This window comes from Falsiroseomonas sp. RANM36 (assembly GCF_056682175.1).
The window spans coordinates 265,088-290,321 of sequence record NZ_JBWXTD010000004.1 but is presented as its reverse complement, the minus strand read 5'-3'; the positions used below and the strand labels follow the sequence as shown (position 1 = coordinate 290,321).

Below are 25,234 nucleotides of genomic sequence, written 5' to 3'. Positions count from 1 at the left end.
GGGGGGGGGCGCCGCGGCGGGGGCGCTGGCCGCGGGGGGGGGGGGGGGGGCGGAGGCAGCGGGCGGTGCCGACTGGGGCGCGCAGGCCGCGAGGCTGAGCGTCGCCACGGCGACGGCCGGCAGGAAGCGCAGGGTGATCATGGGTTTCGTCTCCTTGATGGTTGGCAGGCTGGAGCGGCCGGCACACGGGCGAGGTCACGCCTGCCGGCCCGAAAGGCCGGTCAGCCGGCGCCAGGGCGGAGCCGGCGGGCGCCCGCCAGCCCGAGCGGGCCCTTGCCGAACACGACGAAGGAGGACGGGGCCGGCACCGCCGCCGCCACCAGCCTGGTCGCGAGGTGTCCGCCGGATTTCCACGTCATCATGCGTTCCTTCGGTCGGGCATGAGCCGCCCCGGTCACCACCCGGCGGTCGCCGCGATGAGCGCCGGACGCCGGGGGCCGGTCAGCCCGTGCCCGAACTTCCGACGCGGCCGCGCAAGGCGAAAGCCGATCTGCGAATCGCTCTGTCCGGAATGCGAATCAGCCGGGTCCGCCCAGCCGGCAGAGCCTCGCGGCCGGTGGCCGCCGCCCGCGGCTCACGCGCGCGAGCGGCGCAGCGTCTCCGACGGGCTCTCGCCGAAGCGCGCCCGATAGGCGGCGGCGAAGCGGCCGAAATGCGCGAAGCCGCAGAGCAGGGCGATGTCGGTGACGCTCGCCGCCGGATCCGGCGCCACCAGCCTGGCCCGCGCGCGCTCCAGCCGGATGCCGGCCAGCACGCTGCGCGGTGCAGCGCCGCGCAGCCGCCGGAAGGCCAGTTGCAGCGCCCGCGGCCCCACCCCGGCGGCAGCGGCAATCCGCTCGATCGTCAGCGCCTCCTCGGCATGGGCGCGCATGAACGCCTCGGCCTGCGCCACGCGTGCCTCCGCCAGCGCAATTTCCGCCGCAGCCGGCTCGGCGTCGAAGCCGTCCAGCTCGGCCATGAGGTCGAGGATGAGTGCCTCGGCGGATTGCAGGGCCGGTGCGCGCCGCAAGGGGCTGTCCGGCCTCGCGCTTTCCTGCACCAGATAGAGCAGGTAATGGTGCAGGGCGCGGCCGGCGGCCGCCTCGTCCAGGGTCGGCAGCGCCTGTCCCGGCAAGGGAGCAGGGCGTCGCCGCCCGCCTGGCCGGGCCGGCGACAGGGCCACCATGGCGCGGAACCGCCCAAGGCCGGGCGCGCGGACTTCGGTTCGGCGCCGCCCTTCGCGCAGGAACAGCCCGCCCCCGGCCCCGGCCGCCAGCAGGGTCCGTTCCGCCTCGACCCGCAGGCTGCCGGCGACCGGGGCCAGGAAACTCAGCCGCCCGGGCTCGTGCAGGACGATGTCATGGCCCGCGGACTCCACGACGGCCACGGTGACCTCGCCAAGCGGCAGCGTCCGGACCTCCATGCCGCCGCGGCCCCCCGGGACGAATCGGAAGTCGGTGACGGCCGCCAGCAGCCCGTCGGATCCGGGATGTGCGCCACCCGGCTCCAAGCGATAGACCTTGGAAAGCAGGGCCGGTCCGCCTCTGCGGCTTTCATGATCAGGGCCAGCCATGCTTTCGCCCCCCGGAACATGGTCGGGTTATTGATTTCCCATGAACCCGGCACCAGGCAATTCCATCCCAGCATTGCGTCTTGCAAAGCTGGCATCGTCCGCAAGAGTTGAGGTTACCTGCTCGCCGCCACGCTGTCGTTGAACGGGGGTCTCAAAAGTTCATGTCCACGCGTCTCATACCGAATGGCGGGGCGCACGGGCCGGTCGGTTGGCGCGGGGTTCGGCCCTTGCTGTCACGACGCTGGAGGGCACCGGGCAAGAATGTGCGGCCTGGTCCGCACGGGCGCTTTGCGGATCACCGGAAGCGCAGATAGGCCCAGCGCAGCGCCGCGATGTCGGCTTCGTGCGGCATGCCGGGGTGCGCGGGGACTTCGCCGCGCGGCGGGCCTTGGGCCGGGGGGCACCACTGCCCGAGCACCTGGCTGGGGCTCTGGCCATGCATCTCGCGGAAGCGGCGGCTGAAATGATTGAGCGAGACGAAGCCGCAGCGCGAGGCCACCATTTGCACGATGCCGCGCTCGGCGCTGTGCGCCTCGGCGAGCAGGCGGTAGGCGCGGTGCAGCCTGCGTTCGAAGACGTAGTGTCGCAAGCCGCCATGCTCGGCGAAGTCGCGATAGACGGTCGCGCGGGACGCACCGAAGTCGCGCAGCAGGCGATCGATGTCGAAGGCAGGATCGGCCAGGTTGTCGTCGATGCGCCGCTTGAGGGCGGCGACGCGGGCGCGGCGTGCGGTCTCGCCGTGGTCGCTTTCGGCGCCCCCGGCCAGCGTGCCGCGCAGCATGCCGCCGAGCGCGGCGGCGAGAGCGGGGGCTTCGGCCTTGGTAACGGCCGCTATCCCGTCGAAGACGGTCTCCAGCCCGGCGCGCAGCAATTGTCCGCGTAGCGTCTCGAACCCGATGCTGAAGCAGACGGGGTAGCGGGCCGGATCGTAGCCGATCGCATGGTAGGGCGCGAGAAGCGTGACCTGCTCGTGGTCGGCGGAGACCTGCCGGTGCGGCCGGTTGTGATCGATGACGTGGATGGCGCCCGGGCCGATCGTCCTCCGCTCGTCTCCGTCGATGATCTCGCTGTACCCCGCGCGATAGAGGCGGACCTTCACGACCGGCGCGGGATCGGAGCGGGCCAGGGCCTCGGTGCGATGCACGACATTGGCCTCCGCCTTGAAGGCGGAAATCAGCATGTCCTGGAGAAACCAGAGCTGCGTCCGCACCCTGTGGCCGCGATCCGCCCCGGCTCGTCCTTCGAGCTGAAAGGTGCTGTCCGTTATGGCCCGCCAGACACTTCGGCCCAGCTCGGCGGGCAGGCCGAAGGTGTCGACGGCATAGGTCGGCAAAAGCGATGGCTGCGGGGAGTCCGAGCCGGCTTGCATGAGCGTGGCCGTCTGATCGGCTGGGTCAGGCGTGATGCGTCGCTTCGCGCTCACGGCCGGGCGCGGCGCCGCGTGTGAGACGGGCTTCCGCCGAAGTGCGCGACCGCGAGGCTGGGGTCGCCCTTCGTACGTAAGGCGAAGGACCCGACGCCGGCGGGCAGCGCCCCGACCCCGCCGGGCGAAGTGGCGATGGAAACGTCGTCCGGCAGGTCGCGCAAGACTGGCTCCCCTGGGCACGAAGCTCTACCAGCCCTTAAGTAAGGCAGCCCCGGAGCTGTCCACAAGCGAGGTCTCTCCCCGGCCATTTCGCCCGGACGATGCGCGGCCGGGCGGAGGCACCGGCCGCCCGAACCGCCCCCTTCCCGCGCCGCCCCGCTTGCGTTGCGTCGCCGCCTAGGCCAAGTGACGCTTCCATGTTAGAGCCGCGCCGCCCCGGCCCCCGGACCCGGGCGGGGGGGGCCCCCCGCCCGGGCGGGGGGGGGGGGGGGGGGGGCCCGGGCGCCCCCCCCTTCCACGCATGACACTCTTCCTGCTGCGGCGGCTGCTCTATGCGCTGCCCATCGTCCTCGGCGTCTCGCTGGTCTGCTTCGCGCTGGTGCACATCGCGCCGGGCGATCCGCTGATCTCGGTCCTGCCGCCCGACGCGACCGACGAGGTGCGCGCGCGCATGATGGCGGCCTACGGCTTCGACCGGCCCTATCACGAGCAGTTCCTGCGGTGGGTCTGGCGCGCGCTGAACGGCGATCTCGGCATGTCTATCGCGACCGCCCGGCCGGTCGCCTCGGAAGTCATCCGTGCCGTCGGCAACACGCTCATCCTGGCGACCGCGGCGACGATCATCGGCTTCGTCTTCGGCCTGCTGTTCGGTGTCGTGGCGGGCTATTTCCGCGATTCCTGGGTGGACAAGGCGGCGTCCACGCTCGCGGTCGTCGGCGTCTCCGTCCCGCATTACTGGCTCGGCATGGTGCTGGTGATCATCTTCTCCTCCGAGCTCGGCTGGCTGCCGGCAACCGGCATGGGGCCGTCCGGCTCCTCAGGCTGGACGATCGACGGCGAGCACCTGGCGCATCTGGCGCTGCCCGCCATCACCATGAGCGTGATCCCGATGGGCATCGTCGCCCGCACCACGCGCGCGCTGGTCGCCGAGATCCTCAGCCAGGACTTCGTCGGCGCGCTGCGCGCCAAGGGCCTGTCGGAGGGCGGCGTATTCCGCCATGTGGCGAAGAACGCGGCGCCGACGGCGATCGCGGTGATGGGGCTGCAGCTCGGCTACCTGCTCGGCGGCTCGATCCTGATCGAGACGGTCTTCTCCTGGCCCGGCACGGGCTTCCTGCTGAACAGCGCGATCTTCCAGCGCGATCTGCCGCTGCTGCAGGGCACGATCCTGGTCCTCGCGCTGTTCTTCGTCGCGCTCAACCTGGTGGTGGACGTGGTGCAGACGCTGCTCGATCCGCGGATCCAGCGGGCATGAACGTGTTGAGTCCGGCCCGGCCCCAGGTGGTCGCCATCGAGGCCTCGGAGGGCTACTGGCGCTCCGTGCTGCGGCGCTTCCTGAAGGACAAGGTCGCCGTCGCCGCCGCCATCGTGATTCTCGCCATCGTGCTGGCCGCGCTGTTCGCGCATTGGATCGCGCCGATGGACCCCTATGCGGGCCGCACCTTCCGCCGCCTGCGGCCCATCGGCACGGAGGGCTTCCCCCTCGGCACCGACGAGCTCGGCCGCGACATGCTCTCCCGCCTGATCGTGGGTGCGCGGATGTCCCTGCTGATGGGCGTCACGCCGGTGCTGATCGCCTTCGGCATCGGTGCCGTCCTCGGCATCGCGGCGGGCTTCATCGGCGGCTGGTTCAACACGGCCGTGATGCGCACCGTGGACGTGTTCTACGCCTTCCCCTCCGTGCTGCTGGCCGTCGCGCTCTCCGGCGCGCTCGGCGCCGGGCTCGGCAACGCCATGCTGTCGCTCACCATCGTCTTCATCCCGCCCATCGTCCGGGTGGCGGAAGCGGTGACGACGCAGGTGCGGGGGCGCGACTATGTGGAGGCCGCGCGCGCCTCGGGCGCATCCGCGCTGACCATCGTGCGCGTGCATGTGCTGGGCAACGTGCTGGGGCCGATCTTCGTCTATGCGACCAGCCTGATCTCGGTCTCGATGATCCTGGCCTCTGGCCTGTCCTTTCTCGGCCTCGGCGTGCGCCCGCCGGAGCCGGAATGGGGGCTGATGCTCAACACGCTGCGCACCGCGATCTATGTGCAGCCCTGGGTCGCCGCGCTGCCGGGCCTCTGCATCTTCGTCACCTCGATCGCCTTCAACATGTTCTCCGACGGCCTGCGCTCGGCCATGGACGTGAAGGCATGACCTCCCCCGGCACGCCCCTGATTTCCGTCACTGGGCTGGCGAAGCACTTCGCCGTGCGCCGCGACCTGCTTGGCCGCCCGACGGCGGTGGTCCGCGCGGTGGACGGCGTGGACTTCACCGTCCGCAAGGGCGAGACGCTCGGCATCGTCGGCGAGAGCGGCTGCGGAAAGTCCACCACCGCCCGCCTCATGCTGAAGCTGATCGAGCCGGATGCCGGCGAGATCGTCTTCGACGGCGCCACGGTCGGCGGGCGCGACCTGCCGCTCAAGGAATTCCGGCGCCAGGCGCAGATCGTCTTCCAGGACAGCTACGCCTCGCTGAACCCGCGCCTGACCATCGAGGCCTCCATCGCCTTCGGCCCGCAGGTTCACGGGCTGCCGGCGCGGCAGGCGGTGGAGCGTGCGCGCGCGCTGCTCGCCCGCGTCGGCCTCGAGCCCGCGCGCTTCGCCGGCCGCTACCCGCACGAGCTTTCGGGCGGCCAGCGCCAGCGCGTGAACATCGCCCGCGCCCTGGCCTTCGAGCCGCGGCTGCTGGTGCTGGACGAGGCGGTCTCCGCCCTCGACAAGTCCATCGAGGCGCAGGTGCTCAACCTGCTCGTGGACCTCAAGGAGGAGTTCGGGCTGACCTATGTCTTCATCAGCCACGACCTGAACGTGGTGCGCTTCATGTCGGACCGTGTGATGGTGATGTATCTCGGCAAGGTGGCGGAGATCGGGCCGGCGGACGCGGTCTTCGCCACGCCGCGCCACCCCTATGCCGCGGCGCTGCTGCGCTCCATGCCCTCCATGGACCCGGACAACCGGACCGAGGAGGCGCCGATCAGCGGCGATCCGCCAAGCCCGATCAACCCGCCCCCGGGTTGCCGCTTCCACACGCGCTGCAGCTTCGCCGAGGCGGTCTGCGCGCAGCGCGCGCCGGTGCTCGGCGGTGGCGCGCATGGGGTCGCCTGCCTGATCCATGAAGCGGGATCCGGCCATTCGCGCGCCGTGGGAGCTGCGGCATGAGCGCGGTGGAGCTGGAAGGCCTGCATGTGACCTTCACCGGCGGCGCGAAGCCCGTGCGCGCCGTGCGGGGCGTGGACCTTGGCGTGGATCGCGGCGAGACGGTGGCGCTGCTCGGCGAGTCCGGCTCGGGCAAGTCCGTCACGCTGCGTGCCCTGCTGCGCCTGAACCCGGAGCGCAAGTCGAGGATCGAGGGCAGCATCCGCGTCGCCGGCCAGGACGTGATGGCGCTGCGCGGCCGGGCGCTGGAGGATTTCCGGGGCAAGGTCGCCTCGATGATCTTCCAGGAACCTTCGCTCGCGCTCGATCCCGTCTACACGCTCGGGGCGCAGATCGCCGAGACGGTGGTGAAGCACGAGGGCGGTTCGCGCGCCGCCGGATGGGCGCGGGCGCTCGAGCTGTTCCGCCGTGTGCGCATCCCCGAGCCGGAGCGGCGCCTCAACGCCTATCCGCACGAGATGTCGGGCGGCATGCGGCAGCGCGCGATGATCGCCCTCGCGCTCGCCTGCCGGCCGCAGGTGCTGCTGGCGGACGAGCCGACCACGGCGCTGGACGCGACGGTGCAGATCCAGGTGCTGCTGCTGCTGCGCGAGTTGCAGCGGGAATTCGGCCTCGCCACGATCTTCGTCACCCACGACATCGGTGTGGCGGTGGAGGTCGCGGACCGCATCGCCGTGATGTATGCTGGCCGCATCGTGGAGACCGGCCCGGTGCGCGAGATCATTCGCAATCCGCGCCATCCCTACACGATCGGCCTGCTGCGCGCCCGCATGGGCCATGAGCAGGCGCGCGGCGCGAGGCTGGAGGCGATCCCCGGTGCGCCGCCCGATCTCTCGGCACTGCCGCCGGGCTGCGCCTTCGCGCCGCGTTGCCGCTTCGCAGAGGCGGCCTGCTCGGTGGAGGACCCGGCCGAGGAGGCCGTCGCGCCGCAGCACCTGGTGCGCTGCCTGCGCAGCGCGGCGACGCTCGCCCCGGCAGGCTGACCGCCGCGTCGTCTTGCTCCACGCTGCGCCGCGGTGCGTAATGCCGCCTCGCGGCGCATAGTCGTGCGCTCTCGACGGGGCGATGCCATGAACGCGATCCTCGTGAAGGGTGGCCTGCTGATCGACGGCACAGGCCGCGCGCCGCTGCAGGGCGGGGCTGTGCTGGTCGAGAACGGGCGCATCGCGGCGGTCGGCCGGCGGGAGGAATTGACGCCGCCGCCGGGTGCCACGGTGATCGACCGCGGCGAGGAGACGCTGCTGCCTGGCCTGGTGGACGCGCACACGCATCTCTCCATCATCCCGGGCCTCGGCAACCAGGGCGGCCAGTTGAAGAGCCGCGCGGCCCAGGCGATGCTGCGCGCCATCCCGAACATGCGGAAGGACCTGCTCTCCGGCGTCACCACGATGCGCGTGGTGGGCGAGGAGCACTTCCTCGACATCGACATCCGCGACGCCGTGGCGGCGGGGCGCATCCCCGGCCCGCGGCTGCGCGTGGCGACGCGGCCGATCGCGGCGCGGCACGGCCATGGCACGGCGCTGACCGCGAGCGACGGACCGGAGGAGATCCGTCGCCACATCCGCGAGAACCTTGCCGCCGGCGCCGACCTGATCAAGTTCTTCGCCACCGGCGGCACCTCCTCCGCGCGCGCGGCGGCGGACACCTGCTTCTACTCGCCCGAGGAGATCCGGCTGATCGTGGAGGAAGCGCATCGCGACGGCCGCCCCGCGGCGGTGCATGCGCATGGCGGCCCGGCGATCCGTTGGTGCGTCGAGGCCGGCGTGGACACGATCGAGCACTGCAAGCTGGCGACGCCCGAGGATTTCGAGATGATGCGCCGCGCCGGCACCTGGATGGTGGCGAACCACGCCATCTCCTTCCATCCCGAGGGCATCGAGGGCGGCGACGGCGGCAATCCGCGCATCATGGAGAAGCTCGCCATCTCCCGCCGTCGCGCGCCGCAAACCTTCGGCCATGCGTTGCAGAGCGGCGTGAAGTGGGCGCTGGGCACGGATTCCATGCACGGCCTCCTGTGGTTCGAGGCGCAGAAGGCGGTGGAGTTCGGCGCCACGCCGGAACAGGCGCTCGCCGCCGTCACGCGCAACGCCGCCGACGCGATCGGCCTGCTGGCGGAGATCGGCACGCTGGAGCCGGGCAAATGCGCCGACATCGTCTCGGTCCGCGGCGACCCGCTGCGCGACATCGTGGCGCTGCGCGAGGTCGGGCTGGTGATGAAGGACGGAAGGCGCTTCGACCAGCTGTCGGCGGAGTAGCCGGCGAGACCCTCGGCGCGGCGTCAGGCGAAGTGGCAGGCCACCGCGACGCCGTCGCCGCCGGCGCGCAGCGGCGGGTCTTCCTCCGCGCAGCGCGGCGCGGCCATCGGGCAGCGATCGCGGAAACGGCATCCGGAGGGCGGCGTGCGCGCATCCGGCACATTGCCCTTGATCGGCAGCGGATCGCGCGATTGATCAACGCGCGGCAGCGGCACGGCCTGCACCAGGGCGCGCGTGTAGGGGTGGCGCGGCGCGCGCACCACCTCCTCGGTCGGGCCTTCCTCCACCACGCGGCCGAGATACATCACCAGCGTGCGGTCGCAGACATAGCGCACCAGCGCCAGGTCATGGCTGATGTAGAGCGCGGCGACGCCCAGCGTCTCCCGCGCCTCGCGCATCAGGTTCAGGATGCCGGCGCGGACCGAGACGTCCAGCATCGAGACCGGCTCGTCCGCCACCAGGAAGCTCGGCTCCAGGATCAGCGCGCGCGCCAGGACCACGCGCTGCAATTGTCCGCCGGAGAGCTCATGCGGGAAGCGCGGCAGGTAGCGCTCGGCTTCGGCCAGGCGCACGCGACGCATGGCAAGCGCGATGCGGTCCTCCCATTCCGCGCGCGGGATCCGCATGTTGCGCAGCGGCTCCACCAGGCTGTCGCGGATCGTCAGGCGCGGGTTCAGCGCGTCGAAGGGGTTCTGGAACACCAGCTGCGCCTGGCGCCGGAAGCCGCGCATGCCCTCCTTGTCGAGGCGCGACAGGTCGGTGCCGCGGAAGGTGATGCTGCCGGAGGTCGGCTCCAGCAGGCGCAGCAGCAGCCTCGCCGTCGTGGTCTTGCCGCAGCCGGATTCGCCGACGATCGCCGCGGTCTGGCCGGGCGCGAGGCTGAGCGAGATGCCGTCCACCGCGCGCACGATGGGCCGGCGCCCGGCCATCATGTCGCCGAAGCTGCGCGGCGCGGCGAAATGCATGGTGAGGTCGGTGGCCTCGATCAGCGTCGCCACGTCGCGGCCTCCCCGGCAAGCGGGCGCAGCGCCGCGGCTTCGTCGGACCGCCAGCAGGCGGCGGCGTGACCATCCGCCTCGGTCCGCAGCGGCGGTTCCTCTGCGACGCAGCGCGCTTCCGCGAAGGGGCAGCGCGCCGCAAAGCGGCAGCCCTTCGGCGGATCGAGCAGGTTGGGCGGGCTGCCTTCGATCGGCACGAGCTCGCCGGCGGCGCGCTCGAGGTCGGGGAAGGCGTTGTTCAGCCCCATCGTGTAGGGGTGGCGCGGCCGCTCCAGCACGTCGCGCACCCGCCCCGATTCCACCACGCGCCCGGCATACATCACCACCACGCGGTCGCAGGCATAGGCGACGACGCTGATGTCGTGGGTGACCAGCACGACGGAGAGCCTGAGCCGCGCCTGCAATTCCTTCAGCACGTCGAGCACCTGGCGCTGCACGATCACGTCGAGCGCCGTCACCGGCTCGTCCGCCAGCACCAGCTTCGGCTCCAGCGCCAGCGCGATGGCGATGGAGGCGCGCTGCTTCATCCCGCCCGAGAATTGATGCGGATAATCATCCAGCCGGCGCGCATCGATCCCCACCAGGGAGAAAAGCTCCTCGGCGCGGGCGCGTGCCTGCGCGCGGGAACGGCCGCCGCGCTCGACCAGCACCTCCTCGATCTGGCGCCCGACGCGATAGACGGGATCGAGCGCGTTCATCGCGGTCTGCGGGATGAAGGCCATCTCCTTCCAGCGCAACGCGCGGCGCTCGCGCTCCGACAGGCGGATCAGGTCGCGGCCCTCGAACAGCACCGGGCCGCCGAGGATGTCGGCGCTGCGCGGCACAACGCCCATCACGGCGCGCGCCACCGTGGTCTTGCCGCAGCCGGATTCGCCGACGAGGCCGACCACCTCGCCGCGCGGGACGGAGAAGCTGGCGCTGTCCACCGCATGCACCGGGCCCTGCGGCGTGCGGTAGCGCACGGTGAGGTCGCGGATGGAGAGCAGGTCCTCCACCGCTCAGGACCTCAGCTTCGGGAACAGGATCTCCTCGTAGCCGCGGCTGATGAAGAAGCCGGCGAGCACGACGAGCACGATGCAGAGGCCGGGCGGGATGAACCAGTTGTAGGCGCCGCGGCCCATCGCCTGGTTGGCGTAGGCGTCCTGCAGCATGCCGCCCCAGGAGATCACGCTGGGATCGCCGAAGCCGAGGAAGCTGGCCGAGGCCTCGGTCAGGATCGCCCAGCCGACCGCGATCGAGCCGTAGAGGAAGGAGAGCGGCAGGATCGAGGGCGCCACATGCACGAACAGGATGCGCCAGGTGGAGCAGCCGGTGACGCGCGCGGCCTCCACGAAGGCGCGCTCCCGTACGGTCAGCACCTGGCTGCGGATGACGCGGGCGGTGTTCGGCCACAGCAGCACGGCGACGGCGAAGACGATGGTCGCCGTGCCCGGCCGCGTCAGCGCCGCCAGCACGATGACGAAGGGCAGGAATGGCAGGCCCAGCACAACATCGGCCAGCCGCATCACGACCGTGTCCACCCAGCCGCGGAAGAAGCCGGAGAGCAGCCCGAGCAGCGTGCCGATCGCGGCGACGCAGAAGGCGGCCGTGAGCCCCACCACCACGGCGCTGCGGCTGCCATAGACGAGCTGGGAGAAGATGTCCCGCCCGCCATGCGTGGTGCCGAGGAGATGGTCCCAGGACATCGGCAGGTTGCGCGCGATGCGAAAGCGACCGGTGTAGAGGATCTCAGACGGATCGTGCGTCGCGATGCGGTCCGCAAAGATCGCGACCAGGATCAGCGCCAGGTAGACCAGCGTGCCGACCAGCGCGAACCAGTCGCGCGAGGCGATGCGGAACAGGCGACCCACCGGCCGCAACGCGGCGCGCCAGGCCGGCTGCCGCGCCGGCGCGGCGATCACGGCATCAGCCCTTGCGTCCATGCGACACCCGCGGATCGAGCCAGCCATAGAGAAGATCGGCGACGAGGTTCATCAGCACCAGCACCGCCGCGATGATCAGGAAGGCGCCCTGCGCGAGCGGATAGTCGCTGCCCTGCACGGCAGTGACCAGCATTCGGCCGAGACCCGGCCAGGAGAACACCGTCTCCACCACAACATTGCCGCCGACCGATCCGCCGATGCCGAGCGCGAAGGCGGTCGCCACCGGCAGCAGCGCGTTGCGCGCCGCGTGGCGGATCACGATGGTCCACTCGGACAGGCCCTTCATGCGGGCCATGGTGACGAACTCGTCCTGCATCACCTCCAGCATGGTGCTGCGCATCAGCAGCAGCGGCAGGCCCTGCAGATAGACCGCCAGCGCCAGCGCGGGCAGGAACAGGTGATAGAGGAAATCCAGGCTGAACAGCCGCTCCCACTCGCTGCCGTATTCCGCGCCGGCGCTCGCCGCGCCACCCGAAGGAAACCAGCCATAGCCGAAGGCGAAGATCGCCAGCAGGATCATGCCGAGCCAGAATTCCGGCGCCGCGCGCGTCGCCAGCACCAGCGGGATGGCAAGGCCTTCCGCCAGGCTGCCGCGCTTCCAGGCGAGAAAGGCGCCGGCGATCACGCCGAAGATGTAGGCGACGATCAGGGCGGAGAGCGTGAGCGCCACCGTCATGGGCAGCGCCTCCAGAACCAGCTCCAGCACCGGACGGCCCTGTAGGAAGCTGCTGCCGAGTTCTCCGCGCAGCAGGTTCTTCAGGTAGATCACGTATTGCACGTAGAGCGGCTGGTCGAGCCCGAAGGCCACCAGCATGCCCTGCCGCTGCTCCTCCGTCATGGAGGTGTCGATGTAGTTGAGCGTGGGGTCGCCCGGCATCAGGCGGAACATCAGGAAGCACAGCGTCGCCACGACCCACAGGACGAAGACGGCCTGGATCAGGCGTTGCCCGACATACCCCACGCTCGCGATCCGCTCCGGCTCAGTTCGGCGTCGTCTGCTCGCGCACGCCGGCCGGGTAGTGCAGCCGGCCGTTCACCACACGATATCCCGCCTGCTGCAGGATACTCCGCGCCTCATCGAGGCCAGATGGCAGCATCCCCACGATGCCCTCGCGGTGCCAGAAGGGCAGCGCGGGCGAGACATGGCTGTTCGCCGGCTCGGCAAAGCCGTTCCACGCCGCCTCGGCCATCAGTTCGCGGTTCACCGCCGCCGAGAGCGCTCGGCGGAACGCCGGGTCGTTGAAGGGCGGCCGGCGGTGGTTCCAGCCAAGGAACTGGAAGCCGACATCCACCGCCTCGCTCATGACGATGTTGCGGTTGCGCGAAACCAGCTGCTTCACCAAGTCAGGATCGCCCGTGTAGTCGGCCATGAAATTGATCTCGCCACGGTTCAGCATGCCGAGCGTGGCTTCCACGTTCTGCACGATGCGCAGGATCCAGCGCTCGATCTTCGGCGCCGCCCAGTGGTCCGCGTTGCGCTCCAGCACGATCTCTTCCGAAAGGCGGGCGCGCGACACCTTGAAGGGGCCGGAGCCGATCGGGCGCTCCACCACGAAGCGCTCGATGTTCTCCGGGCGGTTCTCGTAGTCACGCAGGACCGGCTCCCAGAAGGACTTCTGGATGATGTTGAGCTTGGCGAGAGAGGAGGTGAAGAAGCCGGCATCGGCCTGTTTCAGCGTGATGCGGAAGCTGCGCTCGCCGGTCTTCTCGATCTTGCCGATGTTCAGCACGAAGGGGCGATACATCGGCACCTCGCGGCCGACGGCCGGCGCCTCGAAGCTGTAGATGCAGTCATCGACGGTCACCGGCGACCCGTCATGGAACTTCATGCCCTGTCGGATGGTGATGTCGATGGTGGTGGGGTCAACCTGTGTCACCGTCTCCGCCGCCCAGGGTCGCGGCAGGCCATCCGGACCGATGCGCATGATGCGGTCCCACACCAGTTCGGTGATCCAGGAATCCGTGGCGCCGCTGATCCAAAGAGGATGGATCGCCTGCACGGGCTCCGATGCGTTGAGCACCATGTCGCGCCGGTTGCCGACCGGCTCCACGCCGAGATAGGTCCAGATGTTCCGCAGCCCGAGGCCGGCCTGGCTCACCAGCGTGCCTTCCTTCAGCTGCGCCTTGTTGAAGGCGTGCACCTGCTTCGGATGCACCAGGAACAGATAGGGCTGCGCGCTGTTCACCCGCTCCTGCGCGGCGCGGATGATCTCCCGGCGGCGGTCGCGGTTCGTCTCGATGCGCTGCGCCTCGGCCAGGCGATCATATTCCTGGTCCGTCCAGCCGACGAAGTTGAAGCCGGTCGGCGCGGTGGAGGAGTGGAACAGGTTGAACACCAGTTCGTCGGGATCGCTGCGCTCCGGCCGGCCGACCATCTGCCACATGGTCATGTCCCATTCCTGGCGCCGGTTCCACACCACCTCGGATTGCTGCTGGCGGGGCAGGGGACGGATCTCGACCTCCAGCCCCAGCTTCCGCCATTCCTGCGCGATGATCTCGGCCGCCTGGTAGGCCTGCGGATTGTTCGACTGCGGCCGGCTGAGCAGCACCAGCTTGCGGATGGGATCACCGGCCTGCTGCGCCGCGGCGCTGCGCGTACCGAGGCCGCCGGCAGCCAGCGCCGCGGCGATGGCCGTTCCCTGGATCAAGTCACGACGACGCATGGTCGAGCTCCCGTTTCCCAGATGTCTGCCCGCGTTGGCGGCGTCCGCGTCAGCATGCGCGACGCACGCCCGCCTTTCTCCCGGTGGGTCAGTTTGACTCAGGCGCTGCCGATTGCAACCGCGTCCCGACCCTCTTTTCGCGCGGCGCGCCCGGTGACAGCCTGCGATCCGACCCGCCACTGCCTGGGAAGGGAGCACCCGTGATCACCGAACAGGAACGCCGCCTGCTGGACGCCGTCAGCCTCGACGCGCCGTGGGAACTGGTCGAGGCCTTCTCCCGCATGCCGCGCTGGCGGCCGGAAGACGTGAACAAGGGCGCCGACGCCATCGCCGACCGGCTTCGCCGCCTCGGCGTGCCGGTGACGATGCATGAGCCGGAGATCTACCTCTCCATCCCGCTCTCCGCCTCGGTCGAGGCCGGCGGCGTCACGCATCGCGCCAAGCCGCCCTCGATGTCGCTCTCGGTGCCGGAAGGGCGGCGCGCGAAGTTGGTCTATCTGCCGGCGAACCAGAAGGCGCTGCGCTCCTATTCGCGGGACGTGCAGGAGTTGTTCGGCGGCGCCATCGCCTCCGAGGAGGAAGCGCGCGCCAGGGTCGAAGGGTGCATCGTGGTCACCGAAGGCTTCGGCAATCCCGCGCTGAGCTCGCTCGTCGAGGAATGGGGCGCGGTCGGTCTGATCGCCTGCAATCCGGGCGTGGACATCCACTGGGGCACCTGCACCACCATCTGGGGCACGCCCGATCTCGACGACCTGCCGCGCAAGCCGAAGATCCCGGTCGTCGCGGTGAACAAGGCGACGGGCGAGGCGCTGATGGCGCTGGCGCGCGAGGGCGGCGAGGCGACGATCCGCACCGAGATGCTGGAAGGCTTCTTCCCGCAGAAGATCCCGGTGGTGGACATCCCCGGCGCCGAGACCGACTACGTGCTGCTGCACGGCCACTACGATTCCTGGGATGTCGGCGTCGGCGACAACGCCACGGGCGACGCCACCATGCTGGAGATCGCACGCGTGCTGTGGGCGAACCGCGGCCAGCTTCGCCGCGGCGTGCGCATCGCCTGGTGGCCCGGCCATTCCACCGGGCGCTACGCCGGCAGCACCTGGTTCGCCGATGCCTTCGCGCTCGACCTCGATGCGCATTGCGTCGCGCAGGTGAATTGCGACAGCCCGGGCTGCCGCTGGGCCAGCAGCTTCCACGCCACGACGACCATGAGCGAAACGGCCAGGCTTGTGGAAGCCGCGATCAAGGACATCGTGCCCGACGCCGTGTTCAAGACGAAGCGGCCGAACCAGGCCGGCGACTACTCCTTCAACAACATCGGCATCAGCAGCTTCTACATGCTGAGCTCGACCATGCCGGACGACCTACGGAAGGAGAAGAACTACTACGACGTTTCGGGATGCGGCGGTAACATCGCCTGGCATACCGAGAACGACCAGCTGGAGATCGCGGACAAGGACAACCTTCTGCGCGACATCCGCATCTACCTGCTCTCCGTGCTGCGGCTGACCCAGCCGGAGCTGCTGCCCTTCGACTGGGTCGCGGTCGCGGAGGAATTTGCCGCCACGGTGGATCGCTATGCCAAGGCGGCGGGCGATCATGCCGACCTCACGCCGGCGAAGGAGGCGACGGCGGCCTTCCACGCTTCCGTGGCGCGGCTGCAGGGCGACGCGGCGGCGGGGCGGCTGCCGGCCTCCCGCGCCAATGCGCTGTCGAAGGCGCTGGCGCGCATCCTGGTGCCGATCAACTTCACCCGCACGCCGCGCTTCGCGCACGACCCCGCCTTCACCGCGCCGCCCCTGCCGGGGCTGGCCGTGGCGGCGGAACTGCCGCGCTCTCGCGGGGCGATGCTCGGCTTCGCCAAGACCCAGCTGCTGCGCGGCCAGAACCGCTACGTCGCCGCCATGCGGGACGCGGCCCGATTGCTGGGATGAGACGAGGCCGGGGGAGGGTGGGCCCTTCCCCCGGCGAGCCCGCTACTCCAGCGTCTCGAGCAGCCGGCGGAGCAGCCGCGCGCGCGGCACGAGCGAGGCGACGTAGAGCTGTTCGTAGTCGGTGTGGCCGCCCTTGCCATCCACGCCGAGGCCGTCGAGGGTCGGCGCGATGTCGGCGGTGAAGTTGCCGTCGCTGCCGCCGCCGGTCTTCAGGTCCTGCAGGTCGAAGCCGATCTCGGCGGCCAGGCCCTTCGCATGCTCGAACAGCGCGGCGATGCCCGGAAGCTTCTCATAGGCCGGGCGGTTCATGCCGCCGGTGACGGTGACGGTGACGTCGGGGCCGATCGCCTTCAGGCCCGTCACCTTCGCCACCATCTCCTCCGCGATGGCCGGGGAGGGAACGCGCATGTCCACCAGCGCATGCGCCTCCTCCGCCACCACATTCGCGCGCGTGCCGCCGCTGATCTTGCCCACGTTCAGCGTGATGCCGCGCTCGTAGTCGGTGAAGCCGTGCAGCACCAGGATCTGCCGCGCCAGCTCCTCGATGGCGCTGCGGCCATCCTGGTGGCGGCTGCCGGAATGCGCGGGGCGGCCCTTCACATGCACCTCGAACCGTGCCGTGCCCTTGCGCGCCGTCACGATCTTCCCGCCCTCCCGCGCCGGCTCCGTCACCAGCACGTATCTCGCCTGCTTGGCCAGGTCGCGGATGAGATCCGCGCTGGTCGGGCTGCCGACCTCCTCGTCGCTGGTGAAGAGGTGCGTCACGGGAAGCGCCACGTTCTGCCGTTCCGCGATCAACTCGCGCAGCGCGGCCATCGCGATGTAGGCGCCGCCCTTCATGTCGTAGATGCCGGGCCCGAAGGCCGAGCCGCCCTCCACCCGGAAGGGCATGCGGCCGAGCGAGCCCATCGGATGCACCGTATCCAGGTGCGACATCACCAGGATGCCCTTCTCGCCGGGCGCGCCCCAGGGGCTGCGCACGATCAGGTGGTCGCCGAAGCCGTCGCGGCCGGGGATGCGCTCCGCGCGCGCGCCGAAGCCCTCGGCTTCCGCCGCCACCTTGGCCATCAGCGCGGAGATCTGCTCGGGCGCGTCGGTCGGGGTCTCGTGCTCGACCCAGGCACGGATGCCGTTGAGCAGCGCATCGGTGTCGAACTCGGCCATGCTGGCAATTCCTTCGTGGCGGGATAGGCTTGCGCGATCACAACAGGCCGCGCGCGGCGCGGCAAGGCAGCGGGGTGGGGATGCGCGCGATCCAGTGGCGCCGGAATGGGCCGGCGCGCGAGGTGCTGGAACTGGTGGACCTGTCGCGGCCGGAGCCTGGCCCGGGCGAGGTGCTGGTCCGCGTGCATGCCTCCGGCGTCAATCCGCACGACACGAAGGCGCGCGCGGGCTGGCGCGGCGTGCTCCATACGGGCGGGCCGATGATCCCGCACAGCGACGGCGCCGGGGTGATCGAGGCGGTGGGCCCAGGCGTGGACAAGGCCCGCATCGGTGAGCGCGTCTGGTTGTTCGGCGCCCGCCATGGCCACGGCACCTGCGTCGAGTTCTGCGCCCTGCCGGCATCACAGGCGGTGACGCTGCCGGAGGGCGTGAGCATGGAACAGGGCGCGGCGCTCGGCGTGCCCTGCCTCACCGCACATCTGGCGCTGTTCTCGGATGGGCCGATCGCCGGGAAGACCGTGCTGGTGCAGGGCGGGGCAGGGGCGGTGGGCATGGCGGCAGTGCGCTTCGCGGCGCATGCCGGCGCGCGGGTCATCGCCACGGCCAGCACCGAGGCGAAGCGCGCGGCGGCGCTGCAGACCGGTGCTGCCGAGGCGCTGGACTACCGCGCCCCGGACATCGCCGGGCGCATCCTGGCGCTGACCGATGGGCGCGGTGTGGAGCGGATCGTCGAGGTGGATTTCGGCGCCAACCAGGCGTTGGACGGCGCGGTGATCGCCCCGCATGGCGTGATCGCCGCCTATTCCTCGACGCGCGAGCCGAGGCCGGTGCTGGACTACTATGTCTTCGCGAAGAAGGCCGTCACGCTGCGCTTCGTGCAGGCCATGCTGCTGCACGGGCCTGCGCTGGACGCGGCGGTGCGCGACACCGCGGCCGCCGTCGCCGCGGGCTGGATGCGCGTGCCGATCGCCGCGACCTTTCCGCTGGAGCGCGCGGCGGATGCGCATGAGGCGCTGGAAGCGGGCGTGATGGGCAAGGTGGTCGTGACGCTGGAATGAGGCTGATCTAGCATCCCGCCCATGCCTTCAGATCAGCGCAGCGCCCAGCCCAGTCCGCTCTCCGTCGCGGTGGATGCGGGGGGCACCTTCACGGACATCGTCCTGGTGGACCGCGGCAGCGGTCGCCGCTGGGAGGCGAAGGTCCCCTCCACGCCGGATGACCGCTCCCGCGCCTTCGCGGACGGCATCGCCAAGGTGCTGTCCATCGCCGGCCGCAACGCCGCCGAGATCACCCATGTCCTGCACGGCACCACCGTCGCGACGAATGCGATCCTGGAACGCAAGGGCGCGCTGGCGGGCCTGCTGACCACGGCCGGGCTGCGCCACGTGCTGGAGATCGGCCGCCACGACATCCCCCGGCACGAGAATCTCTACTCGTTCACCAAGCCGCGCCGCCCGATCCCGCCGGAGCAGGTGATGGAAGCGCGGGAGCGCCTGGCGGTGGATGGCAGCGTCGTGACGCCGCTGGACGAGGAGGACGTGCGTGCCGCGGCGGCGGAGTTCAGGCGCCTCGGCGTGCAGGCCGTGGCCGTCTGCTTCCTGCACGCCTATGCGAACCCCGCGCATGAGCGCCGCGCGGCGGAAATTCTTGCGCAGGAACTGCCCGGCGTCCCGGTGACGCTCTCCACCGAGGTGCTGCCCGTCTTCCGTGAATACGAGCGCAGCATGGCGACGGCGCTGAACGCCTATGTCATGCCCGCAGTCTCCACCTATGTCCGCCGCATCGAGGCGCGGCTGAAGGAAGCTGGCGTCGCGGCGCCGCTGCTGCTGATGAAGTCCTCCGGCGGCGTGATCCGCGGCGAGGGGGCGGCGAAGCAGCCGGTGCAGACCGCGCTCTCCGGCCCCGCCGGCGGCGTGGTGGGCGCACGCGCGCTCGGGCTGCAGGCGGGGCATCCCAGGCTGATCACGCTCGATGTCGGCGGCACTTCGGCCGACATCTCGCTCATCGATGGCGAGCCGCGGCTGACCACGGAAGGCAAGGTGGGCGACTGGCCGCTGACCCTGCCGATGATCGACATCCACACCATCGGCGCCGGTGGCGGCTCCATCGCGCGCGTCTCACCGGAAGGCGCGCTGCTCGTCGGCCCCGCCAGCGCCGGCGCCGATCCCGGCCCCGTCGCCTATCGCCGTGGCGGCGAGGAGCCGACGCTGACCGACGCCAACCTGGTGCTCGGCCGCCTCCCGCCCTCGCTGCTGGATGGCGCGATCACGCTGGACGTGGACGCCGCCGCGCGCGCCATCGAAAGCCGCGTGGCGCGGCCGCTCGGCCTCTCGCTGCACGACGCCGCGCGCGGCATCGTCGCGGTGGCGGACAACACAATGGCGGGCGCGATCCGCGTGGTCTCCGTGCAGCGCGGCCATGATCCCGTGGAGTTTTCCCTGTTGCCCTTCGGCGGCGCCGGACCGTTGCAGGGCGGCGCCATCGCGCGGCTGCTGGGGATGAAGCGCATCCTGGTGCCCGCACGGCCCGGCGTGCTCTCCGCCGAGGGGCTGATCGCAGCACCCTTGCGCAACGAATTCGCCCGCACGGTGATGCTGCGCGCGCCCATCGCCGACCCCGCGCCGCTCGCCGCCGCCTTCGGCGCGCTGGATGCCGAGGCGGCCGCCTGGCTGGTGGCGGAAGCGGTGCCGGAGGCGGCGCGCGAGATCCGCTGGCGTGCGGGCATGCGCTATGTCCACCAGGGCTTCGAGCTGTTCGTGGACTGGCCCGGCCGCAGCGCCGATCCGGCGACGCTCGCCGCCGCGATCGAGCGGTTCCACGACGAGCATGAGCGCCTCTACACCTTCGCGCAGCGCGACACGGCGGTGGAGATCGTGACGCTGGAAGTCACCGCCATCGGCCGGCTGCCCGGCCCCGCGGCGGAGCGCATCGCGCCGGCGGGGAAGGTGGAGCCGGTGTCGCAGGCGGTGGTGCAACTCGACGATGGCGAGGCCCGCGTGCCGGTCTGGCGACGGGACACGCTCGGCGCCGGCGCGGTGCTGCGTGGCCCGGGGATCGTCGTGCAGATGGATGCGACGACCTGGCTGCATCCGGGCGACGTCGCGACGATGGATGCGTATGGGAATCTGGTGGTGGAGGTAGGGGCGTAGGGGGCGCCGCGCCTGCGCTACGACGCCATCGCCGCCCACCACGCATCCGCGTCCCGATACGCGCCATGCCGATGGAACATCCCCTCCACCATCGGCCGATCCGCCCGTAACGCCGCCGTCGCCGCCTCATCCACGGCGCGATCGCGTCCCTCGCCCAGCACCACGCCGTAGTCGCGCCGCGCACCCTCCACGCTGACGAAGCCGCCCAGCACGTCCTGCCGCACGCGCCAGGGCTCGCGGTCGAAGGGGTGCCCCCAGCCGCCGCCGCCGGTGCTTTCCATGCGCACGACATCGCCCTTCTTCGTCGGGATGCCCTGTGCCAGGCGCGGCAGCTCGCGCTCCTCCGGCGTGCCGGGGTTGAGGATGAAGCGCCCGGGCCGACCGCTCTGCCCGCCCTTCACGCCCCAGGGCGGGTTCTCCACATTATCCATGCGCGTGTTGAGCGTGGCGCCATCCACCAGCACTTCCATCTCGCGCACCATGCCGCAGCCGCCGCGCCAGCGCCCGGGACCGCCGGAATCGCAGCGGATCGCATAGGTGCGGATGCGCACGGGGAAGTCGGTTTCCATGAACTCGATCGGGTAGTTCTGCTGCGCGACGTAGTAGATCACGTCGAGCCCGTCCGCGAAGGGCCGCGCGCCCTGGCCCGTGCCATGCCCGCCCGACTTGTAGAAAAGGCTGCCGTCATGCGGCTGCCGCCCGGTCAGCGTGTAGATGGTGTAGATCGAGCTCGCCGCCGGGCTGTCGCCGCCCGTCGCCTGCGCGATCAGCCCCAGGCAGCCCGAGACCACGCGCGCCAGCGAATTGGACCGCTGGCCGAGCGGTGCCGGCCAGGCCGGCTGAATGATCGTGCCGGTCTTCGTCCGCACATCCGCGATGGCGGTCAGCAGGCCCTCGTTCATCATCACGCTCGGGTCGTCGGCGAGCAGATAGAGGCCGAAGACGGTGTTCGGCACGGTCGGGTTCATCAGGAAGTTGATCGGTCCCTTCGCCTGCGGATCGGACTGTGTCGTGTCCAGCGTGAAGCCGTCCTCGCGCGATTCCAGGGTGAAGCGCACCGTGAAGGGACCACCGCCCTTGCCATCCGCATCCACCCGGTCGGCGAAGCGCCAGGTGCCGCCTGGCGGGAACAGTTCCTTCAGCCGCCGGCGGAACAGCCGCGAGGTCTGGTCGATCATCGCATCCACGGCACCGAGCAGCTTGCGGGTGCCGAAGCGCGCGAACAGCTCCTGCAGCCGCTTCTCGCCCAGCCGCACCGCCGCGGTCAGTGCGCGCGTATCGCCACGCGCATGCTCCGGGAAGCGGGAATTACGAACGAAGGTCTCGAAAAGATCGGTGTTGAGCACGCCTTCGCGATACAGCCGCACCGGCGGCACGATGATGCCTTCCTGGAAGATGCTTTCGGTGCCCGGCGTGTTCGATCCCGGCCAGGCGCCGCCGATGTCGCGGAAATGCGCCCAGCTCTGCGCGAAGGCCACCAACTCGCCATCCACGAAGACCGGCGTGGCAAACACCTGGTCGGAGGTGTGGGAGACGCCGCCGCGGGAGAAGTAGCAGTCATTGTACCAGAAGATGTCGCCGGGCCGGATCTCCTCGGCCGGGAAACGCTTGAGGATGGGCCGCAGCACGTCGCCGAACAGCGGCAGCTTGGTGCCGGTCACCAGCGTCCCGTCGGCCGCGTAGAAGCCGATGAAGTAGTCCTGCTTCTCGCGGATCACCGGGGACATGGCGGTGCGCTCCAGCAGCGCCTCGCACTCCGCCTGGGCCGAGCGCAGAGCGCCCTTGATGATCTCGACCGTCACCGCATCCGGCGCATGCCGCGTGCCCGAACCGTCCATCGAATGCCTCGCGCGTGAGGCCGCGAGGCTAGCGGCCCCGCGGGGGCTGTGCAACGCGCCGCGGCCAAGTGTAGCCTTCCGCTTCATGGAAAGACGCTGCGATCCAGTCTCCCTCGAGGTCATCCGCGGTGCCATCCGCGCCGCCCAGGCGGAGATGGAGGCGCTGATCGAGCGCACCGCCATGTCCGCCTTCATCCGCGAGAAGAAGGACTTTTATACCGCGCTGTTCGATGCGGACGGGGTGATGGCCGTGGGCTCCAACGTGCCGGTCTTTGGCGATGTCTGCGGGCCGGTCTTCCGCGACTTCCCGGCCGAGACGATGAAGCCCGGCGACGTCTACTGGTACAACGACTGCTACGGCTCCCGCGGCGCCGTTTCCCATTCCAACGACCAGGTGCTGCTCGCGCCGGTGTTCCACGAAGGCCGGCGGGTCGCGCTGGTCATGGCCTGGGCGCATTTTGCCGATATCGGCGGGCTGCGGCCGGGCTCGATCTCGCCCGACGCCACCGAGATCTTCCATGAGGGCGTCATCATCCCGCCGACCAAGCTCTCCGACCAGGGCGCGGTGAACGAGGCAACGCTCAAGATATTCTTCCGCAATTCGCGCTGGCCGGCGGCCTGCCAGGCGGATCTGCGCGCGCTGCTGGCCAGCGTCGGCCTCGGCGCCACCCGCATGGCGGAGATCGCCGCGCGCTTCGGCGCCGATGTGCTCGCCGATGCGCTGCGCCAATTGCTCGCCCGAACCGAGGCGACGATCCGCACCAAGCTCGCCGAAACCTTCCCGGTCGGCACGCACCGCTTCACCGACCGCATCGACGGCGACGGCAAGGGGAGCGGCCCGCTCGCGCTGCGCTTCGCCCTGACACGCACGCCGAACAACCGCTTCGTCTTCGACGCCGAGGCGACGGACGACCAGTCGCCCGGCCCGGTGAACTACCTGATGAACCCGGATGTGCCTGGCATGGCGCTCGGCCTGTTCCTGCTCGGCGGCGATCCGACGCAGGTGACCAATGCCGGCGGCCCTCGCGCCATCGACGAGGTCAAGCTGCGCGAGGGATCGCTGCTGCAGCCGCGCTGGCCAGCCGCGCTCGGCATGCGCGGCCTGACGATGATGCGCATGCTCGCCGCGCTGAACGGCCTGGTCGCGGCGGCGGGCGGGCCGGCGCCGGCCGCGCATGCGGCGTATGTCATCATGCTGCTGCGTGGCCTTGCGGGCGGAAAGCCCTTCCTGATGAGCGACGGCATCGGCGTGGGCTACGGCGCGCGCCCCTTCGCGGACGGCACCGACGCCGTCTATTTCGTCGCGCAGGAGAATTATCCCGTCGAGTTCCTCGAAGCCGAGTATCCCGCGCGCCTGCTGCGCTACGGCGTGCATGAGGACAGCGGCGGTCCCGGCCGCCACCGCGGCGGCTGCGGCATCGTGCGGCACTACGAGATCCTGGCTGAGGAAGCCGTGCTCGCCGTGCGCATCGACGGCGTGCAATGCCCGCCCTGGGGCGTCGCCGGCGGGCAATCCGGCCGCCCGGGCCGCGCCGTGGTGAACCCGGGCACGCCGCGGGAACGCGTGCTCGCGCCGCTTTCGGACGGCAATCGCCTGGTGCGCGGCGACATCCTGCTGATCGAGACCGGCGGCGGTGGCGGCCACGGCCACCCCTTCGACCGCCCCGCGCAGCAGGTGCTGGAGGATGTGGAGGGCGGCTTCGTCAGCGCGGAAGCCGCGCTGCACGACTACGGTGTGGTGATCCGCGACGGCGTGCTGGACGAGGCCGCGACCGAGGCGCGCCGCCAGGACCGGCCGGCTTCCATGGCGTTCCACCGGGTGACCTATGCCGATGTCCTCGAATAGGCCGCGCGACCTCGTCGTCGCCATCGACATCGGCGGCACCTTCACCGACATCGCGCTGCAGGACCTGTCGACCGGGCAGTCCTGGGCCGCTAAGACGCCGAGCACGCCGCGCGATCCTTCCGAGGCCTTCCTCACCGGCCTGCGCCTGGCGGTGGAAGCGGCGCAGCGCGACGCGGCGGAGATCGGCCGCGTGCTGCACGGCACGACGGTCGCGACGAACATGATCCTGGAAGGCAAGGCCGCGCCCGCCGCGCTCATCACCACCGAGGGCTTTCGGCACGTGATGGAGATCGGCCGGCAGGACATCCCGCGCGCCGCGAACCTCTTCGCCTGGGTAAAGCCGAAGCGCCCCGTTCCGCCCTCCCGCATCCTGGAAGTGCCTGGTCGCATCGCCGCCGATGGCAGCGAATTGCAGCCGCTGGACGAGGAGGCCGTGCGCCGCGCAGCCGCACGCTGCCGCGCAATGGGCGTGCAGGCCGTCGCCGTCTGCCTGCTGCACGCCTACGCCAATCCCGACCACGAACGTCGCGTGGCTGCCATCCTGCGCGCGGAACTGCCGCCTGAGGTCGCGGTCTCCGCCTCGACCGAAGTATTGCCGGTCATCCGCGAATACGAGCGGAGCCTCGCGGTCGTGCTGAACGCGCAGGTGATGCCCGCCGTCTCCACCTATGTCGGCCGGATCGAACGGCGGCTGGAGGAAGCCGGCATCGCCGCGCCGCTCCTGCTGATGCAATCCAACGGCGGCGTCGCTGGCGCGCGCGTGATCCGCCGCGCGCCAGCCACAACGGCGTTGTCCGGCCCCGCCGCCGGCGTGGTCGGGGCGCGCGCGGAAGCGGCGGCGGCCGGCATCGCGGATGTCATCACCGTGGATATCGGCGGCACCTCGGCCGACATCTCGCTGATCAAGGGCGGCCGCATCGGGCTGACGCAGCATGGCCATGTCGGCGGCTGGCCGCTGCCCTTGCCGATGCTGGACATGGTGACGATCGGCGCCGGCGGCGGATCGCTCGCGCGCGTCACGGACGGCGCGCTGACGGTCGGCCCGCAGAGCGCCGGCGCCGATCCCGGCCCCGCCTGCTACGGCCGCGGCGGCGCGCGCCCGCCGACGGCGGACGCGCATGTCGTGCTCGGCCACCGGCCGCCGCGCCGGCGGGGCGGGGGCCAGGGGGGGGGCGCCCCGGCCGGCGC

The 25,234-nt window shown here is 70.9% G+C and carries 20 protein-coding genes; 10 read left to right on the top strand and 10 right to left on the bottom strand.

The features are described from left to right. Positions 1-221 precede the first annotated feature (221 nt). From AC1MIR_RS15175 to AC1MIR_RS15165, 3 genes are all read right to left on the bottom strand, one after another. Entirely contained in the window at positions 222-359 is a 138-nt protein-coding gene (locus AC1MIR_RS15175; protein ID WP_480029028.1) for a hypothetical protein, read from the bottom strand. Positions 360-574: 215 nt separating this feature from the next. After that, positions 575-1,402 carry a helix-turn-helix transcriptional regulator gene (locus tag AC1MIR_RS15170; RefSeq protein WP_480029027.1) on the bottom strand — a complete coding sequence of 276 codons (828 nt, stop codon included), beginning with the start codon at positions 1,400-1,402 and terminating at the stop codon, positions 575-577. A 445-nt stretch (positions 1,403-1,847) separates the two neighbouring features. After that, positions 1,848-2,921: a helix-turn-helix transcriptional regulator gene (locus AC1MIR_RS15165; protein WP_480029026.1), complete on the bottom strand. Its 1,074-nt coding sequence runs from the start codon at positions 2,919-2,921 to the stop codon at positions 1,848-1,850. A 517-nt stretch (positions 2,922-3,438) separates the two neighbouring features. Between AC1MIR_RS15165 and AC1MIR_RS15160 the strand changes: the two genes are divergently transcribed. The 5 genes from AC1MIR_RS15160 (at position 3,439) to AC1MIR_RS15140 (ending at position 8,532) form a co-directional block, all read left to right on the top strand. Continuing rightward, the gene (locus AC1MIR_RS15160; RefSeq protein WP_480029025.1) at positions 3,439-4,392 is read left to right on the top strand and encodes an ABC transporter permease; all 954 of its coding nucleotides are present in this window, start codon (positions 3,439-3,441) and stop codon (positions 4,390-4,392) included. After that, positions 4,389-5,276, top strand: coding sequence for an ABC transporter permease (locus AC1MIR_RS15155; protein ID WP_480029024.1), 888 nt, complete (start codon positions 4,389-4,391; stop codon positions 5,274-5,276). Before AC1MIR_RS15160 ends, AC1MIR_RS15155 begins: the two co-directional genes overlap by 4 nt. Beyond that, complete coding sequence (locus AC1MIR_RS15150) at positions 5,273-6,280, top strand: ABC transporter ATP-binding protein (protein WP_480029023.1); 1,008 nt, start codon at positions 5,273-5,275, stop codon at positions 6,278-6,280. Before AC1MIR_RS15155 ends, AC1MIR_RS15150 begins: the two co-directional genes overlap by 4 nt. Continuing rightward, positions 6,277-7,260: an ABC transporter ATP-binding protein gene (locus tag AC1MIR_RS15145; protein ID WP_480029022.1), complete on the top strand. Its 984-nt coding sequence runs from the start codon at positions 6,277-6,279 to the stop codon at positions 7,258-7,260. The genes AC1MIR_RS15150 and AC1MIR_RS15145 overlap by 4 nt, the downstream gene beginning before the upstream one ends. An 87-nt stretch (positions 7,261-7,347) precedes the next feature. Continuing rightward, positions 7,348-8,532, top strand: a complete 1,185-nt coding sequence (locus AC1MIR_RS15140) for an amidohydrolase family protein (protein ID WP_480029021.1) — start codon at positions 7,348-7,350, stop codon at positions 8,530-8,532. A gap of 23 nt (positions 8,533-8,555) precedes the next feature. Here AC1MIR_RS15140 and AC1MIR_RS15135 read toward each other — a convergent pair whose 3' ends face one another. From AC1MIR_RS15135 to AC1MIR_RS15115, 5 genes are read right to left on the bottom strand one after another with little or no spacing between them, the layout of a single operon-like run. Then, on the bottom strand, positions 8,556-9,530 hold the full coding sequence (locus tag AC1MIR_RS15135; RefSeq protein WP_480029020.1) for an ABC transporter ATP-binding protein: 975 nt from the start codon (positions 9,528-9,530) through the stop codon (positions 8,556-8,558). Beyond that, positions 9,518-10,525: an ABC transporter ATP-binding protein gene (locus AC1MIR_RS15130; RefSeq protein ID WP_480029019.1), complete on the bottom strand. Its 1,008-nt coding sequence runs from the start codon at positions 10,523-10,525 to the stop codon at positions 9,518-9,520. The genes AC1MIR_RS15135 and AC1MIR_RS15130 overlap by 13 nt, the downstream gene beginning before the upstream one ends. A gap of 3 nt (positions 10,526-10,528) precedes the next feature. Next, positions 10,529-11,452: an ABC transporter permease gene (locus AC1MIR_RS15125; RefSeq protein WP_480029018.1), complete on the bottom strand. Its 924-nt coding sequence runs from the start codon at positions 11,450-11,452 to the stop codon at positions 10,529-10,531. Continuing rightward, entirely contained in the window at positions 11,436-12,413 is a 978-nt protein-coding gene (locus tag AC1MIR_RS15120) for an ABC transporter permease (protein ID WP_480029017.1), read from the bottom strand. Before AC1MIR_RS15120 ends, AC1MIR_RS15125 begins: the two co-directional genes overlap by 17 nt. A gap of 19 nt (positions 12,414-12,432) precedes the next feature. Next, positions 12,433-14,115 carry an ABC transporter substrate-binding protein gene (locus AC1MIR_RS15115; RefSeq protein WP_480029016.1) on the bottom strand — a complete coding sequence of 561 codons (1,683 nt, stop codon included), beginning with the start codon at positions 14,113-14,115 and terminating at the stop codon, positions 12,433-12,435. A 200-nt stretch (positions 14,116-14,315) separates the two neighbouring features. Between AC1MIR_RS15115 and AC1MIR_RS15110 the strand changes: the two genes are divergently transcribed. Then, a complete protein-coding gene (locus AC1MIR_RS15110; protein WP_480029015.1) occupies positions 14,316-16,049 on the top strand; it encodes a M28 family metallopeptidase in 1,734 nt (577 codons plus the stop codon). Positions 16,050-16,091: 42 nt separating this feature from the next. On the opposite strand, the gene AC1MIR_RS15105 is transcribed toward AC1MIR_RS15110, so the two are convergent. Next, positions 16,092-17,213, bottom strand: coding sequence for a M20 family metallopeptidase (locus tag AC1MIR_RS15105; RefSeq protein ID WP_480029014.1), 1,122 nt, complete (start codon positions 17,211-17,213; stop codon positions 16,092-16,094). Between the two features lie 80 nt (positions 17,214-17,293). On the opposite strand from AC1MIR_RS15105, the gene AC1MIR_RS15100 reads away from it, so the two are divergent. Together AC1MIR_RS15100 and AC1MIR_RS15095 are read left to right on the top strand one after the other, a co-directional pair. Then, positions 17,294-18,271: an NADPH:quinone reductase gene (locus AC1MIR_RS15100; RefSeq protein ID WP_480029013.1), complete on the top strand. Its 978-nt coding sequence runs from the start codon at positions 17,294-17,296 to the stop codon at positions 18,269-18,271. Between the two features lie 21 nt (positions 18,272-18,292). Then, the gene (locus AC1MIR_RS15095) at positions 18,293-20,362 is read left to right on the top strand and encodes a hydantoinase/oxoprolinase family protein (protein ID WP_480029012.1); all 2,070 of its coding nucleotides are present in this window, start codon (positions 18,293-18,295) and stop codon (positions 20,360-20,362) included. A 17-nt stretch (positions 20,363-20,379) separates the two neighbouring features. Here the strand turns inward: AC1MIR_RS15095 and AC1MIR_RS15090 are convergent, their stop codons facing one another. Beyond that, positions 20,380-22,200: a hydantoinase B/oxoprolinase family protein gene (locus AC1MIR_RS15090; RefSeq protein WP_480029011.1), complete on the bottom strand. Its 1,821-nt coding sequence runs from the start codon at positions 22,198-22,200 to the stop codon at positions 20,380-20,382. Between the two features lie 85 nt (positions 22,201-22,285). Here AC1MIR_RS15090 and AC1MIR_RS15085 point away from each other — a divergent pair, with 85 nt between their 5' ends. Both AC1MIR_RS15085 and AC1MIR_RS15080 read left to right on the top strand, forming a co-directional pair. After that, positions 22,286-24,046 (top strand): hydantoinase B/oxoprolinase family protein, encoded by a 1,761-nt coding sequence (locus AC1MIR_RS15085; RefSeq protein ID WP_480029010.1) that lies wholly within the window; start codon positions 22,286-22,288, stop codon positions 24,044-24,046. After that, positions 24,033-25,234: hydantoinase/oxoprolinase family protein (locus tag AC1MIR_RS15080; RefSeq protein WP_480029009.1), on the top strand; the 1,202-nt coding region annotated here is incomplete at its 3' end. The genes AC1MIR_RS15085 and AC1MIR_RS15080, both read left to right, overlap by 14 nt.

Coding starts and splice junctions, on each gene's coding strand:
- AC1MIR_RS15165 (WP_480029026.1), bottom strand. CDS start 2,921: ATGCAAGCCGGCTCGGACTCCCCGCAGCCATCGCTTTTGCCGACCTAT.
- AC1MIR_RS15090 (WP_480029011.1), bottom strand. CDS start 22,200: ATGGACGGTTCGGGCACGCGGCATGCGCCGGATGCGGTGACGGTCGAG.
- AC1MIR_RS15125 (WP_480029018.1), bottom strand. CDS start 11,452: ATGGACGCAAGGGCTGATGCCGTGATCGCCGCGCCGGCGCGGCAGCCG.
- AC1MIR_RS15170 (WP_480029027.1), bottom strand. CDS start 1,402: ATGGAGGTCCGGACGCTGCCGCTTGGCGAGGTCACCGTGGCCGTCGTG.
- AC1MIR_RS15175 (WP_480029028.1), bottom strand. CDS start 359: ATGACGTGGAAATCCGGCGGACACCTCGCGACCAGGCTGGTGGCGGCG.
- AC1MIR_RS15100 (WP_480029013.1), top strand. CDS start 17,294: ATGCGCGCGATCCAGTGGCGCCGGAATGGGCCGGCGCGCGAGGTGCTG.
- AC1MIR_RS15145 (WP_480029022.1), top strand. CDS start 6,277: ATGAGCGCGGTGGAGCTGGAAGGCCTGCATGTGACCTTCACCGGCGGC.
- AC1MIR_RS15105 (WP_480029014.1), bottom strand. CDS start 17,213: ATGGCCGAGTTCGACACCGATGCGCTGCTCAACGGCATCCGTGCCTGG.
- AC1MIR_RS15140 (WP_480029021.1), top strand. CDS start 7,348: ATGAACGCGATCCTCGTGAAGGGTGGCCTGCTGATCGACGGCACAGGC.
- AC1MIR_RS15095 (WP_480029012.1), top strand. CDS start 18,293: ATGCCTTCAGATCAGCGCAGCGCCCAGCCCAGTCCGCTCTCCGTCGCG.
- AC1MIR_RS15085 (WP_480029010.1), top strand. CDS start 22,286: ATGGAAAGACGCTGCGATCCAGTCTCCCTCGAGGTCATCCGCGGTGCC.
- AC1MIR_RS15155 (WP_480029024.1), top strand. CDS start 4,389: ATGAACGTGTTGAGTCCGGCCCGGCCCCAGGTGGTCGCCATCGAGGCC.
- AC1MIR_RS15150 (WP_480029023.1), top strand. CDS start 5,273: ATGACCTCCCCCGGCACGCCCCTGATTTCCGTCACTGGGCTGGCGAAG.
- AC1MIR_RS15115 (WP_480029016.1), bottom strand. CDS start 14,115: ATGCGTCGTCGTGACTTGATCCAGGGAACGGCCATCGCCGCGGCGCTG.
- AC1MIR_RS15160 (WP_480029025.1), top strand. CDS start 3,439: ATGACACTCTTCCTGCTGCGGCGGCTGCTCTATGCGCTGCCCATCGTC.